General features: G+C 43.5%; 16 protein-coding genes and 2 pseudogenes. 8 read left to right on the top strand and 10 right to left on the bottom strand.

Features of this window, described 5'->3' with window-relative positions; all coding sequences use genetic code 11:
• Positions 1–9 precede the first annotated feature (9 nt).
• A complete protein-coding gene (gene tesB, locus KHN78_RS12335) occupies positions 10–870 on the top strand; it encodes an acyl-CoA thioesterase II (RefSeq protein WP_211916249.1) in 861 nt (286 codons plus the stop codon).
• A 157-nt stretch (positions 871–1,027) separates the two neighbouring features.
• Here tesB and KHN78_RS12330 read toward each other — a convergent pair whose 3' ends face one another.
• On the bottom strand, positions 1,028–1,492 hold the full coding sequence (locus KHN78_RS12330; protein ID WP_211916248.1) for an Lrp/AsnC family transcriptional regulator: 465 nt from the start codon (positions 1,490–1,492) through the stop codon (positions 1,028–1,030).
• 144 nt (positions 1,493–1,636) lie between these two features.
• Here KHN78_RS12330 and KHN78_RS12325 point away from each other — a divergent pair, with 144 nt between their 5' ends.
• Entirely contained in the window at positions 1,637–2,731 is a 1,095-nt protein-coding gene (locus KHN78_RS12325) for a PLP-dependent cysteine synthase family protein (RefSeq protein WP_211916247.1), read from the top strand.
• A 169-nt stretch (positions 2,732–2,900) separates the two neighbouring features.
• Here KHN78_RS12325 and KHN78_RS12320 read toward each other — a convergent pair whose 3' ends face one another.
• Positions 2,901–3,218: a DUF1244 domain-containing protein gene (locus KHN78_RS12320; RefSeq protein ID WP_211916246.1), complete on the bottom strand. Its 318-nt coding sequence runs from the start codon at positions 3,216–3,218 to the stop codon at positions 2,901–2,903.
• Positions 3,219–3,430: 212 nt separating this feature from the next.
• Here KHN78_RS12320 and KHN78_RS12315 point away from each other — a divergent pair, with 212 nt between their 5' ends.
• Complete coding sequence (locus KHN78_RS12315; protein ID WP_211916245.1) at positions 3,431–4,006, top strand: porin family protein; 576 nt, start codon at positions 3,431–3,433, stop codon at positions 4,004–4,006.
• Positions 4,007–4,111: 105 nt separating this feature from the next.
• Here KHN78_RS12315 and KHN78_RS12310 read toward each other — a convergent pair whose 3' ends face one another.
• Positions 4,112–5,803 (bottom strand): mechanosensitive ion channel family protein, encoded by a 1,692-nt coding sequence (locus KHN78_RS12310; protein WP_211916244.1) that lies wholly within the window; start codon positions 5,801–5,803, stop codon positions 4,112–4,114.
• A 349-nt stretch (positions 5,804–6,152) separates the two neighbouring features.
• Between KHN78_RS12310 and KHN78_RS21835 the strand changes: the two are divergent.
• The 3 genes and pseudogenes from KHN78_RS21835 to KHN78_RS12300 form a co-directional block, all read left to right on the top strand.
• Positions 6,153–6,359, top strand: a pseudogene (locus KHN78_RS21835) (glutamate decarboxylase); the annotation flags it as partial.
• Positions 6,360–6,599 (top strand): annotated as a pseudogene (locus KHN78_RS21830) (transporter); the annotation flags it as partial. It abuts the pseudogene before it with no gap.
• A 71-nt stretch (positions 6,600–6,670) separates the two neighbouring features.
• On the top strand, positions 6,671–6,922 hold the full coding sequence (locus KHN78_RS12300) for a GlsB/YeaQ/YmgE family stress response membrane protein (RefSeq protein WP_211916243.1): 252 nt from the start codon (positions 6,671–6,673) through the stop codon (positions 6,920–6,922).
• Positions 6,923–7,054: 132 nt separating this feature from the next.
• On the opposite strand, the gene KHN78_RS12295 is transcribed toward KHN78_RS12300, so the two are convergent.
• Positions 7,055–7,495 carry a YcgN family cysteine cluster protein gene (locus KHN78_RS12295; RefSeq protein ID WP_211916242.1) on the bottom strand — a complete coding sequence of 147 codons (441 nt, stop codon included), beginning with the start codon at positions 7,493–7,495 and terminating at the stop codon, positions 7,055–7,057.
• A 188-nt stretch (positions 7,496–7,683) separates the two neighbouring features.
• Between KHN78_RS12295 and KHN78_RS12290 the strand changes: the two genes are divergently transcribed.
• Both KHN78_RS12290 and aqpZ read left to right on the top strand, forming a co-directional pair.
• Positions 7,684–7,932 (top strand): YkgJ family cysteine cluster protein, encoded by a 249-nt coding sequence (locus KHN78_RS12290; protein WP_211916545.1) that lies wholly within the window; start codon positions 7,684–7,686, stop codon positions 7,930–7,932.
• Positions 7,933–8,120: 188 nt separating this feature from the next.
• Positions 8,121–8,819 carry an aquaporin Z gene (gene aqpZ / locus KHN78_RS12285; protein ID WP_211916241.1) on the top strand — a complete coding sequence of 233 codons (699 nt, stop codon included), beginning with the start codon at positions 8,121–8,123 and terminating at the stop codon, positions 8,817–8,819.
• 99 nt (positions 8,820–8,918) lie between these two features.
• Here aqpZ and recR read toward each other — a convergent pair whose 3' ends face one another.
• The 6 genes from recR to KHN78_RS12255 form a co-directional block, all read right to left on the bottom strand.
• Entirely contained in the window at positions 8,919–9,518 is a 600-nt protein-coding gene (recR, locus tag KHN78_RS12280) for a recombination mediator RecR (RefSeq protein ID WP_211916240.1), read from the bottom strand.
• A 30-nt stretch (positions 9,519–9,548) separates the two neighbouring features.
• Positions 9,549–9,878, bottom strand: a complete 330-nt coding sequence (locus tag KHN78_RS12275; protein ID WP_005460082.1) for a YbaB/EbfC family nucleoid-associated protein — start codon at positions 9,876–9,878, stop codon at positions 9,549–9,551.
• Positions 9,879–9,960: 82 nt separating this feature from the next.
• A complete protein-coding gene (gene dnaX / locus KHN78_RS12270; RefSeq protein ID WP_211916239.1) occupies positions 9,961–12,129 on the bottom strand; it encodes a DNA polymerase III subunit gamma/tau in 2,169 nt (722 codons plus the stop codon).
• Positions 12,130–12,137: 8 nt separating this feature from the next.
• Positions 12,138–12,683, bottom strand: coding sequence for an adenine phosphoribosyltransferase (gene apt / locus KHN78_RS12265; RefSeq protein ID WP_211916238.1), 546 nt, complete (start codon positions 12,681–12,683; stop codon positions 12,138–12,140).
• A 165-nt stretch (positions 12,684–12,848) separates the two neighbouring features.
• Positions 12,849–13,253: a YbaN family protein gene (locus KHN78_RS12260; RefSeq protein WP_211916237.1), complete on the bottom strand. Its 405-nt coding sequence runs from the start codon at positions 13,251–13,253 to the stop codon at positions 12,849–12,851.
• Between the two features lie 382 nt (positions 13,254–13,635).
• On the bottom strand, positions 13,636–14,742 hold the full coding sequence (locus KHN78_RS12255) for a response regulator (RefSeq protein WP_211916236.1): 1,107 nt from the start codon (positions 14,740–14,742) through the stop codon (positions 13,636–13,638).
• Positions 14,743–14,901 lie beyond the last annotated feature (159 nt).

Raw genomic sequence — 14,901 nt, 5'->3', positions numbered from 1 at the left:
GGAAACATCATGAGTAAACCACTACGAGAATTACTGAGCCTATTACAACTCGAAAAATTAGAAGAAGGCTTGTTCCGTGGACAAAGCGAGAACCTAGGTTTACCTCAAGTTTATGGCGGTCAGGTGATTGGGCAAGCATTATCAGCAGCACGATATACCGTCGAGGAAACACGTACTGTCCATTCTTTTCACAGCTACTTTCTTTACCCTGGTGATCCTGAAAAGCCTATCATTTATGATGTTGAGAATTTAAGAGATGGCCGCAGTTTTAGTACTCGACGCGTTAAAGCCATCCAAAATGGCCGTCCGATCTTCTATCTTACGGCATCATATCATGGAGAAGCGCCGGGCTTTGATCACCAAAATACAATGCCTGACATTCCCGGACCAGAAAACTTCCCCTCAGAAACCGAACTCGCAAGCCACATTGCCGAGTATTTGCCTGAGAAGCTTCGCAAAACTATATGTGGTGAAAAGCCGATAGAGACACGACCAGTCAATATCATTAATCCACTCAATCCAAAAAAAGCAGAAGCAAAACAGTACCTTTGGATACGTGCTAATGGTGATATGCCAGAGAACCAATTGATTCACCAATATTTGCTTGGTTATGCTTCAGACTGGGGTTTTTTAGTGACGGCGCTATTCCCCCATGAAGTGTCACTAATGACACCAAACTTCCAAGTCGCAACGATCGATCACTCCATTTGGTTCCATCGCCCATTTAGAATGGATGAATGGCTTCTCTACGTAATAGAAAGCCCAACAGCGAGTAATACCAGAGGCTTAGTGCGTGGCGAAATTTACAACCAACAAGGTCACCTTGTCGCCACAGCCGTGCAAGAAGGTGTTATGCGTTTTACCAAATAAACGGCATACCATGATAATAGCAAGTAATGTAACAATCCACGTGATGCGATAGTTTACGCGATGCAATCGTCCGTGTGACGAGGGATAGCAAGGGAGCAGCTTCACTCCCTTGCTATCCCTCTTTACACCGTTGATATCGCTCTACTATCCCGTCCTATTAAAAACTAATAGGCAGTTCTGTTGTGTACTTAATCGGCTCCATCGCAAAGGTAGAGGTCACATTAGATAAGCCTTTCACGCTATTCACTAAGCGTTTATAAAACTCATCAAAACGCTTCATATCCCGAACCAACACTTTCATCATATAGTCGTATTCTCCCGCCATACGATAAAACTCCATCACCTCTGGAAAATCACTCACCGTCGTAACAAAGTGATGATACCAATCCTCTGAGTGATCGCTGGTTTTCAATTGCACAAAAGCGATAAAGGACAGATCGAGTTTTTCTGCGTTGAGCAATGCCACTCGCTTTTCAATATATCCCTCATCTTCTAGCTTTTTAAGGCGTTTCCAGCATGGTGTGGTGGTCAGATTGATGCGTTCAGCTAAGTCATTCAAAGACAAAGTAGCATCGGTTTGGAGTAAAGAAAGTAACTGCCTATCTAATTTATCTAAGCTCATTCCTAGAACTTCCGTATTTAGGAGAAAAATTTTCTACCATTGATGAATAACAAAGCAATATTAGCAAAGTTTTTCTCTAAGTTTATAGGTAGATTAGCCTTATAGACAAAAAAAATACCCTACAAATTTCCAAGGAGCCATGTTATGTGCACAGACCACAACTGGATCAATAACGCAGTCCGTAAAATTGAAGCTGACTTCCAACGTTCTGCCGATACTCACCTATTCAAACTCGATCTTCCATCTTTAGAAGGTATTGATATCTATCTGAAAGATGAAAGTACGCACCCAACAGGTTCATTGAAGCACCGACTAGCACGCTCACTATTCCTTTACGCAATTTGTAATGGTTGGGTTGGTCCTGAGACAACGGTTATCGAAGCTTCATCAGGCAGCACTGCCGTTTCTGAGGCTTACTTCGCACGCCTTCTTGGTTTACCTTTTATTGCGGTGATGCCAAAGAGCACTGCTCGTAAAAAAATTGAGCAGATCGAGTTCTATGGCGGTAAAGCACACCTTGTTGATCGTTCAGACCAAATCTATGATGAGTCTCGCCGTCTGGCAGAAGAGCTTAACGGTCACTACATGGATCAATTTACCTACGCAGAGCGCGCGACAGACTGGCGTGGTAACAACAACATCGCTAACTCCATCTTCAGCCAAATGAAGCTAGAAGATCACCCTATCCCAAGTTGGGTGGTAATGAGCCCAGGTACTGGTGGCACATCTGCAACCATCGGACGTTTTATCCGTTACCAAAAATACGACACAAAACTGTGTGTCGTTGACCCTGATAACTCCGTATTCTTTGACTACTTCCAGTCAGGCAATGCAAACATTCGAGGTGAGAATGGAAGTAAAATCGAAGGCATTGGCCGCCCACGCGTTGAGCCTAGCTTCATTGCTGGCGTCGTTGACGAAATGCGCAAAATCCCGGATGCAGCAAGTGTTGCAACAGCACATTGGGTATCAGGCCTAATTGGTCGCAAAGTTGGCGCATCTACGGGAACTAACCTTTACGGCGTTCTTCAACTTGCTTGCGAAATGAAACAACGCGGCGAAAATGGCTCTATCGTGACTCTACTTTGTGACTCAGGTGAGCGTTACCTAGATACGTATTACGACGCAGAATGGGTAAAAACAAACATTGGTGATATCCAGCCATACTTGACTCAACTTGAAATCATTCAAGCAAAAGGCTGTGTCGAACCAACATGCTGCGGCCCAGTTACTAAGTAAAACGAACACGCTAGAGAAACAACAGCCCGCAAGTTAGCGGGCTATTTTGTATTTGATGCAGAATGATACTAACCGGCGTTCAAACGACATTGTCGAGCATGATAACAAACTAGGATGCCCCTTTATTTACCACTAGTGATTTACTACTAACTATTCACTACTATTGGTATTACTTCTTTTGACGCGCTTCAAATGCGGCAAGCTGCTCCGGTGTAGCTTCAGGCTGATGGTTCTGCTTCCATTCATCATAAGTCATACCGTATACGCGCTCACGAGCGTCATCAATACTAATATCCATACCACGATCTTCCGCCTCAGCTTTATACCACTTGCTAAAGCAATTTCGACAGAATCCCGCAAGAATCATCAGATCGATATTTTGCACATCTTTGTTCGCATCCAAGTGCGCCAATAAACGACGAAATGTTGCTGCATCCAGCTTATCTTGCTCTTCTTGCGTTAGATTTTTGTATTTAAATTCAGCCACTTTACTTTCCTTTATTGAGCTAACCACACATCTCAGAGTTTAGAGCAGCAAACTACGCGCAACAGAATGAAGCAGAAAATTTGTGCAAACAGAGCAAATTCTCACCTTAAATCACGCACTCACCCAAAAGACTGATATGATATGGCCAGTTATCTTATTGATTAATTTAATACTAATTAAAAATAGTCTTTTCCAAAGGTTACCGCTAAGTTATGAAAAACGCTATCCTATTATTGTCCGCATTGACAGTAGCCATGCCAGTATTCGCAGCACAAGAGCAAGCTCATCAATCTTACCTCTATTTGGGTACAGGTCATGTTGGGTTTGATACGCCAGACTTTGGTACGGATCGAGATAGCGAATGGTCAACACCTCATCTTACCGTTGGCTGGGGTTATCACGTAAATCAATACCTCGCTTTTGAAGGGGTATTACGCTATTCACAAAGTGAGCTGAAAAATAGCTCAGCAAACCTTGATCTGGACTTGCATTATTATCAAGCGGGTATGTCGGTAGTGATGACCAGCGACAATCTAGGTGATACACCTCTGTCCCTATTTGGTCGAGTCACTGCATTAGGTACTCAAGCTGAAATGTACGTACCTGAAGTTCAAAAGGTGACGGATGACTCAGGTGCGTTGTTCAACCTTGGTGCGGGCATACAGTGGGATATGAACAAAGACATTTGGCTACGAGCCGAATACATCTACAACGTTGCAGAGATGGGGTTTGATGACTTCTACGACCGTTATGATGGTTTACAAGTGAGCTTAGGTAAACGTTTCTAAACACTTTCCCAAGCCCCCATGTAAAAAAGCCCGCTTTGGTATTTCAAAGCGGGCTGACTCATTGAATAAATTTAACCGACGGAAGTCCCATCAGTTAAAGCAGCACTATGCATCTTGTTTATCGTTGCTCACCATATGCAAGTGAACATCTTGTTGGGGGAAAGGAATAGAGATCCCCTCACGATCAAAGCGCAACTTCACTTCTTTGGTTACGTCCCAGTATACATCCCAATAATCATCCGTTTTTACCCAAGGGCGGACAATAAAATCAACAGAAGATGTATTCAAAGTGTGTACTTTAATCATCGGCTCTGGGGAGCGAAGAACCGCAGGATGGGAAGTGATGATGTCATTCAACACAGACTCGGCTTTCAACAGATCGTCAGCGTAGCCAATACCAAAAACCATATCGACTCGACGAATACGCTCATGCGTAACGTTCTTAATCACATCGCCCCAAATCTTACTGTTTGGCACCATAATGATCTGGTTGTCGAAAGTACGAATTGTGGTGTTCACCAAACTCATGTGGCTTACTTTACCATCTACGCCACCCGCGTAAACGAAATCGCCAACATCAAACGGGCGATAAATCAACAACATCATGCCTGCCGCAAAGTTTGATAGCGTATCTTGCAATGCAAAACCAATGATCACACCAGCAATACCGAAACCGGTCAGGATAGGCGCGAGGTTCAAGCCTATCTGAGACAAACCGACCATGATACCAATCACCCATACTGCCTTGCCAGACATCGAAATAAAGAAATCTTGCATTAGATGGGACAATTTTAAATTCTTAGACGCGACGGCTTTGCTCACCACTTTTCGTGTCAGTTTCGAGAGCGCTCGTGCGATCAAAAGAATTAAGGCAAAAACAAAAAGCTGAAATATATGTTGTGCAGCATTTTCTGCAAACCAATCCCCAGCAGAGCTAGACCAATGGCTTAGAATAGACAGCACTACTTTGGCATTGAGCAAATCATGCGTGATGCTGCCCGTTACTTCAAAGATCTGACGTTGGTATTCTGAAGTTTCTAGCCCTAGTCCATCTCCTATCGAAATCAATGAACGTAAGCTATTCGTCGCAATATCCAACCTTTGCTTGAGGATAAGTTCATTCAACTGCAACGCCGTTTTTTCTGACTCAGGGCTTGACGATATTTGTGCGCCAATAAACTTTTTTTGCTGATTTAGGTACTCAATAGAAGCCGACAGCAGACGCATGCGCTTATCAACGCTATCTTTAAATACTTCCTCTGCTTCATTATCTTGAACACCCAGCTCTTTCAGCCAAATTAAGTTCTGCGAACCTGCTTCGAAGCTGACATCTAAGTACTGCTGAAGCTCGCGGTAAACATTAACAAGAGAGAGCTTATCTTGATCTTTCGCCGTGTTAATTTGTTCATTGAGCACTTTGACACGATCATCTAAATAAGCAAATGAACCATCTGAATATTTTTGTTGCGTTCTAACGAGTGCAATGAGCTTTTCTTTGGGAATGGATTTGTTATTTATTGCCGCTGAAAGACGATTTCTCAGCTCTTCATTTTTCTGAAAAAGTTGCAGTTGCAAAGCATCTCGCTCATCTCCAGTGGCTTGTTTAAGCGTGGCAGACAAATCCAAAATATCTTGATTAATATTATCAATCGTTCGCTCAGCGAGAGAGGTTTGTTGTTCACTATTCGCCTCTGTTGCATGAATCGTAATAGGCCCCAAACTCAGAATACAAGCAAGCAAAAAACTGAAAAGTGCGGCCGCACGAGAACGCGGTGTAAAAGAATATCGGCAGGTCATATTTACCTCACAAGAGACGGTCACCGAGTTAAAACTCGCCTATTAGGCAGTGAAAACATATGCCTAGAGTCTACTACATCAATAAGCACGTTGGGCGGTAATTCATAATTAAAATGTCAAACTTGCGCCAACGCCTTTATTTACTAACGCCTTTGTACTGTTCTTCAAATTCTGCATTTTTAGTATATGAACCGACACAGCAACAATTAAAAATCTTTACTACAGTAAAGATACCCTTATGACTTCAAAATATAAGGTTCAACCAATTTGAAATTATTTGGGAATATTGAGCAGTTTACCCCTTGCTAGGCACTCAATCAAAAAATCACTAAACGCGAAGGAAATGCATATACCTCTGCACAAAAAGTCAGCCGTACGCGGCTCAATTCTCGATGATGTTTACTCTTCAAAATATTTATCTGTCGTCATGCCAAAATATCGCATTCCCGAAAATGAACACTCCCCAAATCACGCTTATCAGGTGGTCCATGATGAGTTAATGCTTGATGGAAACTCACGACAAAACCTGGCTACATTTTGCCAAACATGGATGGAAGGGGTCGCTGCAGCACTTGTGCCACCTCTTCTTGCTTGGCTCTATGGCTTGTATTTTAGGAAATTAAACCCAGCAATTCTTGCCGGCGCTTGTGCTGGAGGAAGAAATAGCACACCAGCAATGAAAGGTGCCCAAGATGCAAGCCATAGTGATATGCCTGCCATTGGCTACTCTGTGCCCTATGCATTGACATCGGTACTGGTTCTTATCCTTGGCTATATTGCTATGGTTATCAGTTAATTATTATTTCAAATAAACAGTTAAATATGAACTATCATTGTTAACGTAAGAATCATTAAAAAGGAGTATTTATGGGGTTTTTATCTTGGATTATTTTGGGGTTGATTGCCGGTGCATTAGCAAAATGGCTCATGCCTGGTAACGATGGTGGCGGATGGATAGCTACGATGGTGCTCGGAATTTTAGGGGCGTTTGTAGGTGGATTCTTGGGCAGTTTTATTGGTCTAGGCGGTGCTGATGGCGTGAATATCGGCAGTATCGTCACTGCGACATTAGGTGCTTTCGTTCTTCTGTTTGTTTATAACCGATTTATTCGGGGTTAGCCGACGACGCTAAAAAAATCAATACAAAGAAGCCTTTCACATCGCGACCTGTAAATGACCTTAGGTACCGTTGAAAGGCTTATTGTTTGAATCACTGTTTTAACATTTCAGTTTTAACGTTCTCGTTTTTAGCTACTGACGATTTGGGTGATTCAAAATGTGGTCTTCCCAGTTCACCACATCAATTTCATACACCACTTTGTTTCGCACACTTTCACCTGCTGCATGCATTGCCGACTTCGATCCGGTGATCAAAGGATGCCATTCTGGCAAAGACTGTTTTTCTGCCAGTAAACGATACGCACAGGTATGAGGTAGCCACGTAAAGTCTTCAATATCTTCTCGAGTTAACTTTGTGCACTCTTCACCCGATGTGAAACGGTTCGGGTAATCTTTGCATGAACACGTTTTACTATTTAGCCAACTGCAAGCCACATTGGTGTAATAAATCTCATCCGTATCTTCATCCATCAGTTTATGCAGACAACATTTACCGCAACCATCGCAGAGAGATTCCCATTCCTCTTCTGTCATGTGTTCCAACGATTTACTTTGCCAAAATGGAGTACTCATTACGTTTACTACTTATTACGATGTGGGATTGGGTGCGTTTTATACCCCTCTAACAGAAAAAGTTCAAGTTTTGCTGAATATCTGCATAGGTCTAAGCTTGACCCAGTTGACAAGACTTAAATAGATAACGCTTCCAATCTAGTCAGAAATCGCCATAATGCCCCCTTATTTTTTGCGAGGGTTTTATGATGGATTGTCGATTGGGTTGTGGGGCGTGCTGTATCGCACCGAGTATTTCCTCTCCTATTCCTGGGATGCCAAACGGCAAACCTGCAGGTGAACGTTGTATTCAATTGAATGACGATAATCTATGCAAACTCTTTGGTAATCCCGAGCGCCCAAAAGTGTGTCATGACTTTAAGCCATGCCCTGTCGTATGTGGCAAAAGCAATCAAGAAGCACTGACGAATATTACCGAACTAGAGCAAATTACCTAATCCTTCAGTTATGTTGATGAGATAGTAGACCGCTTATCTGCGTTCTATTGCCTTTAAATCCGTCTCAATTATGAAACAGCCAATTCAATATCACTGTTTTCATCCAACTTTTCTATCTCCACTCACACGCAGCTGACAATTCTCAACTATGTTCAGCGGGTAATCTCATCCCGAATATAGGAAATAATATGAATAAGTATATGGCAGAGTTATTTGGCACGTTTTGGTTGGTGCTTGGTGGCTGTGGTAGTGCGGTTTTGGCAGCAGGTTTTCCAGATTTAGGTATCGGTCTACTAGGTGTGTCTCTTGCTTTTGGTTTAACCGTCTTAACGATGGCGTTCGCAATCGGTCATATTTCTGGATGCCACTTGAACCCTGCTGTTACTGTCGGCTTATGGGCCGGTGGTCGTTTTGATACCAAAGATGTCGTGCCTTACATCATCGCACAAGTGATCGGAGGCATCATCGCAGGCGGTATTCTTTACGTCATCGCGACAGGGCAAGCTGGTTTTGATGTGGTTGGCTCAGGTTTCGCTGCGAATGGTTATGGTGAGCACTCTCCTGGTCAATACTCTTTAACAGCAGCACTCGTAGCAGAAATTGTCATGACGATGATGTTTCTAATCGTCATTATGGGGGCGACAGATAAACGCGCACCTCAAGGGTTCGCTCCTATCGCAATTGGCTTATGTTTAACTCTGATCCACTTAATCAGCATCCCTGTAACCAATACATCAGTTAACCCTGCACGTAGTACGGGTGTCGCTGTATTTGTTGGTGATTGGGCTGTATCCCAACTTTGGTTATTCTGGGTTGCACCAATCGTGGGTGGCATTCTCGGTGCGCTGATTTACAAGAATCTTCTCGCTGGTGAATCAAACGACTAGCACTCTCGAATAAACCTAGCTACCTCGAATAGAGACTTGCTTTCTTGTATAAAACAGACGCTCTCACACAAAAAAGCCGCTTTCGTAAAGCGGCTTTTATTAAATCTTATGTCGACCCAGTAGTGAATGAGACAACGTTGTCCCATCAACAAGCTCCAACTCACCACCAACAGGAACACCATGAGCGATGCGACTCGCCTCAACTTGATGTTCTCTGCACAGTTCAGCGATATAGTGTGCCGTTGCTTCACCCTCAACCGTTGGGTTGGTGGCAAGAATCACTTCCGTAACATCACCACGACGAAGACGATAATCCAATACATCAAGCCCAATATCACTTGGACCGATGCCATCTAGCGGCGACAAATGCCCCATAAGCACAAAGTATCGACCAGAATATTGTCCAGTAGCTTCTACTGCCGCAATGTCCGCCGGGCTTTCTACCACACAAATCTGGCCGTTTTCTTGGCGTTTTGGGTTGGCACAAATATGGCAGACGTCTTCCTCAGTGAAAGTTCGGCATTCATTACAATGACCGATTTCCGTCATGGCTTGGCTCAGCACATCTGCAAGTTGCAGACCGCCTTTTCTATCACGCTGTAACAAATGAAAGGCCATACGCTGTGCCGACTTGGGGCCAACCCCAGGTAGACAACGTAAGGCCTCCATCAATTGTTCCAGCATATGGCTGGTACGCATTTAAAATCCGCTTAATTAGAGTTCAGCAGATTAGAATGGCATTTTCATGCCTGGTGGTAATTGCATACCGCCAGTAACAGAAGCCATTTTCTCTTTTTGTGTCTCTTCAACGCGACGAGCAGCATCATTGAACGCAGCAGCGATCAGATCTTCTAACATCTCTTTGTCGTCTTCCATCAGACTTTCATCGATGTCAACACGACGCACGCTGTGGCTACCAGTGATCGTTACTTTAACTAGACCAGCACCAGACTCGCCGGTTACTTCCATATTCGCGATTTCTTCTTGAAGCTTTTGCATGCGTTCTTGCATTTGCTGGGCTTGCTTCATTAGGTTGCCCATACCGCCTTTACCAAACATGTTTATCTCTCTGGTTTCATTAGGTGTTGCATCTGTAAATGGGGCTATCAATAGACATTTTCAACCCCACTCCGTTCAATTTTTAGATAGGCCGAACACTATCTTTATCAAGCTCTGCGGCGAATCGACGTTCAATAAATTGAACATGTGGATCGTTTTCTAAACTGTTGAGAGCTTTTTGTAATTTCTCTTGATAGAGCCTATCTCTAAGCTCTAAAGGCGTTTCACCATTTTCACTTATATCGATACTTAGGTGGCAATCTTCACCTAACACTGTATTCAGCGCACTCAGCAATTCACTTTGTGCTCTGTCAGTATTTAAATGTGCTTGGCTACTTCTTAATTGTAGTGAAACACTCGAGTCTGTTTTGTCAAAGTGCGAGTTAAGAGCCAATTGTTCCACCAATTTTGGTGTCTCCATTTGGCTAATTAACTTCGCCCATTCGCTCTTCTCGAGTGATTCATCAACCAATTTTTGCGCCATCTCTGGCGTTTTTTCATGCTCTAAAGCTTGCTTGAGCTGTGTCGGTGTCAGTTCCGTTTTGGCTTTTTTTTCTACTGGCTTACTAGGGCGCCAACGGTATGCTTCATCCTCAATTTTTTGCTTTTCAGCTTGAGGGATGGCTTTAGACGACACCTGCGCAGAATTGCCATGAAGTTGCGCTACACGGTTGATAACCGAGTCTTTACTTGCAGATGTCGTTCTAGACTTTTTTGGGCCACCACTTTGGTTTGTCGCTTGTTGCTGTCCCTGCCGTTGGGAGCGAAGCTGATGACGAAGTCCGCCTAAGCCAGTGCGTACAGGTGCTTCAGACGCTGCCTGACGCTGCTGATGCGCATGTTCTACGGACGTAGAGCTTCCACCCACTGGAGGCGCAATATCATACTGTGCCGGTGCCACATCATGTCCAGGCTGGTATTCCGGCGAATAGTGCGAGGCATCAGGCATCGGGGGAACTTGTGGGTTCGCCGCGGGAGGAAGTGATGATGCTGCCATGCTAGAAGCATCGCCCCTCGCTCGTTGCGAATCCTGTAAAAGCTGCGTTTGGGCATGCGAAGATGACGCTTGAGAGGTTGGCTGCGACACTTCTCTTACTTGACTTGCCCCATGAGTCGGAACAGATTGAGACGGTGAAGCCGTCGAAATAATATTCGCATGAGTGTTCGTCGCGGGACGGAATGCCATCATACGCAATACGATCATTTCCATGCCGACACGGCCATTTGGCGACAAGGTTAAGTCTTCACGGCCTTTTAACGCAATTTGATAGTAAAGTTGCACATCTTGAGGTGTCAGCGCTTTACTCAATAATTCAATTTTTTCAGCGTCAGGTTGAGCTTGATCCAACGTCGATGGCAGTGCCTGATACATTGCCACGCGATGTAATTGGGTAGCGATTTGCTGAAGCAAACCATCCCACTCAACACCATTCGAAGCAAGTTGTTGGATCTTATCCATTGCTTGTTGAGGTTGCTTACTGCTGATCGACTCAAGCAAATGAATAGCTTGGTCTGTATCAATCGTACCGAGCATATGACTAACAATGTCGGTTTGAATCGACCCGTTACCCAAAGCAATCGCTTGATCGGTTAAGCTCAAAGCATCACGCATACTGCCATCGGCTGCATGAGAAATCATGCCGAGCGCTCTCGCATCCGCAGAGACTTGCTCTTTTTCCAAAATATGATCAAGTTGCTGATGAATATCATCAACACTGATTGGTTTTAGATGGAATTGCAGACAACGAGACAAAATTGTTACTGGCAGCTTTTGTGGATCCGTTGTTGCCAACAAGAACTTCACGTATTCCGGCGGCTCTTCCAAAGTTTTTAACAACGCATTGAAAGAATGACGCGACAGCATGTGCACCTCATCAATGAGGTACACTTTAAAGCGCCCGCGAGCAGGTTTGTACTGAACGTTATCTAATAGTTCACGAGTATCTTCAACTTTAGTACGAGATGCAGCATCGATCTCTAACAAGTCGACAAAGCGACCCTCATCAATCTCACGGCAAGTATCACACTCACCACATGGGTTAGCTGTTATCCCCGTTTCACAGTTCAGACCTTTTGCAAATAAGCGGCCAATCGACGTTTTACCAACGCCTCGAGTACCGCTAAATAGGTACGCATGGTGTAAGCGATTTTGCGCTAACGCATTTTCTAAAGCAGTAAGGACGTGACGCTGACCTACGACTTGTTCAAATTTGTTAGGACGCCATTTTCGCGCTAAAGCTAAATAACTCATCGAATGTATTAGTGTCCTTCAAACTCGCAAATGCTGTATACGTTCAGGCCTAGCGCTTCTAGACGCTTATCACCACCAATTTCTGGTAGGTTAATCACGAACGCCGCATGCTCTACTTCACCGCCAAGTTGACGGATCAGTTTTGTTGTCGCTTCGATAGTGCCACCTGTCGCTAGCAAATCATCAACAACAAGTACTTTATCACCGTCAACGATAGCATCAGTATGAATTTCTAGTGTATCAACACCATACTCAAGCTCGTAAGACTGCGCGATAGTAGGACGTGGTAGCTTGCCTGGTTTACGCACAGGAACAAAGCCTACACCGAGTTCAAGCGCTAAAGGAGCACCGAATAGAAAACCACGAGCTTCTGTACCCACTACTTTTGTAAAGCCCATGTCTTTATAACGTTCAACCAATAGATTAATCGTTGCTTGATAAGCTTGTGCGTCTTCTAAAAGGCTCGTTACATCACGAAATAGAATGCCCGGTTTTGGGTAATCTTGAATGCTTTGGATGCTAGATTTGATCAGTGAGATTGTTTCTGTAGTCATAATACCGATTTACTTAGATTGGTCTATCACCCTCTATTCTTATCGCAACATCACGAGGGCAACAAACAATAGGTTTTCACCACTATGGATTTACTTTCATAAATGTCACAAGCGCTGAAAATACAAACGCCCACTCGAAGAGTGGGCACACTATTCTCTACAATCTTAGTGATTTTCTTCTCGGTCAGCAACCAACTCAATCACAGGTAAGCGTATAAACCAACTTAGTAAAACGATTAGCATCACTAAAAGTGCAATTTTCACCCACAGAAGAGGTACAACAAAAATAGAAAGGAAGAAGCTAAGCACGATAAATACGGCACCACGCTGTTTTACTTTACGGGTGACGGCACGATTGTTATGCCAATTTTTTAGTATTGGACCAAATGTTTTGTGCTCATGAAGCCAACTGTGAAATGCAGGGCTCCCTCGCATAAAGCATGCGCTAGCTAAAAGAATAAAAGGAGTGGTTGGTAGGAGTGGAAGGGCGATACCCAAAATGCCTAGAATTAAACAAAGTCCACCAGCAACATTGAAGAAATAACGCTTGATACGAATGGTGGACTCCAAAAACAAACACGCGATTAAAAACCTGCGTAACCGTTCATTACGCGAAACCAGGTTAACGTTGCAGGTAAAGTTGGGATTAAAAGGACTGCAATGAAACCCAAGAAGTAAAAAATATTATAAGGCTCTTTAAAATTTTTGTCTGCCATGTTGCTTATTCTCACTCGTTAACTGTACTTCCCTCATTGCCTCAACGCCAACCCGTTCAGAGTTAATGCATCGTTACACAAATGAGCATTTATTGTTGAAACACAAATATACCGCAAACAAAGTCTTCTAAACACCGATCAAAAGCAAGGTTATTATTCTAAAGCGATCCCAGTAGCATTATTTTTATACAAAAAAGCAGCGCAAATACGCTGCTTTGTTAATTTGTGAGTAAATATTACGCTAGCCGACTTTTACGAACGATATTCAAGCTAAAACTCGATGACCCTAAGCACCCTATTGTCAGCTGTCCGGTAACATCAATCGGCAAGTCTCTGGTAATAAAGTTCTTCATACTACCGTGTCCTAACTGATTACCCGCAGCGATGTGTTGGTTATCATGGCCATCTGACCACTGGCTATCTAACCCTGCTGGTAAAATAGAAACCGATGAAGAAGCCAAATCAGCCATACCAAATAGCGCGTTGACGGCACCAGTCCCGTTCGAACACTGAATGCCTTTCTCTACAATTCCTGCCAGATCTTTAAGGTCCGCGCTAAAGCTATTGAGATTTCTTAAGTAATCATCAAACAATGCTCGAACTAATAATGTCGATGCGACGCCGGCATGCTCTAGCGAGGCTGAATCTACTAAATAAAAAACAAATTGCCCGTTCATTAACCAACGGTAATCAAAAACAAGTGGCATCACATCAGTCGATTGCAACAAGCGGTAAGAGCACTTCCAATCGCCTTGAGATGTGTCTTTCTCTGGCAACAACGCATGCAATAAATCTCGAGCTGCATTAGGGTTTTGCTGCAAATACTCTAAATGCCAGTAGAGTTCTTGCTCATCAGGCATTTCCCCACCGTCATCAACCCGAAACCACTGACTGGCAAAATCACGCTGTTCTGAAAAATGGCAATCACTGTCCTCTAGCGTATTGTCTATCGCTTTTGATAAGTGCTCGTAGTTTATAATTGGTTTTGCCAAAAAGTCTTTAATGCCAAATCGTAGTGCTTTAGCAACGTCAGACATTTCATCCGTTCCGGATACAACAATTAATGGCATAGATGGATATTCAAGGCTCACTTCCTCAACAAACTCTATTCCGTCTAAGACAGGCATGGACAAGTCACATATCACTAAGTCTGGTTGGTATTCTCTTAACAACTTAAGAGCCTCCAAGCCATTCTCAGCTTCTACCAGGCTATATCCTTGGCTGCCTAGATAGGCACCAGTCACTCCACGAAATACTGGATCATCGTCAACTAACATTATCAGTTTGTGATGAACCACTTCCTGCGCCGAGACCATTGCCGTTTGACTGTGAGTTTTAAGCATATCTTTTACCTCACAAAGCTCAGTCAAAAAACAAATTTGAAGTTCTTATTCTTATTTTATTCACATCTTACAGATCGCTATGCAGCAAGACATCAGGCCCTTTCACCTTGCCTTAAAAAGTAGCTTGTTATTAGCATATATACAAATATTCGATTATTA

This window comes from Vibrio sp. B1REV9 (assembly GCF_905175395.2).
Classification (GTDB): domain Bacteria; phylum Pseudomonadota; class Gammaproteobacteria; order Enterobacterales; family Vibrionaceae; genus Vibrio; species Vibrio alfacsensis.
This window is presented reverse-complemented; position numbering and strand designations above follow the sequence as displayed.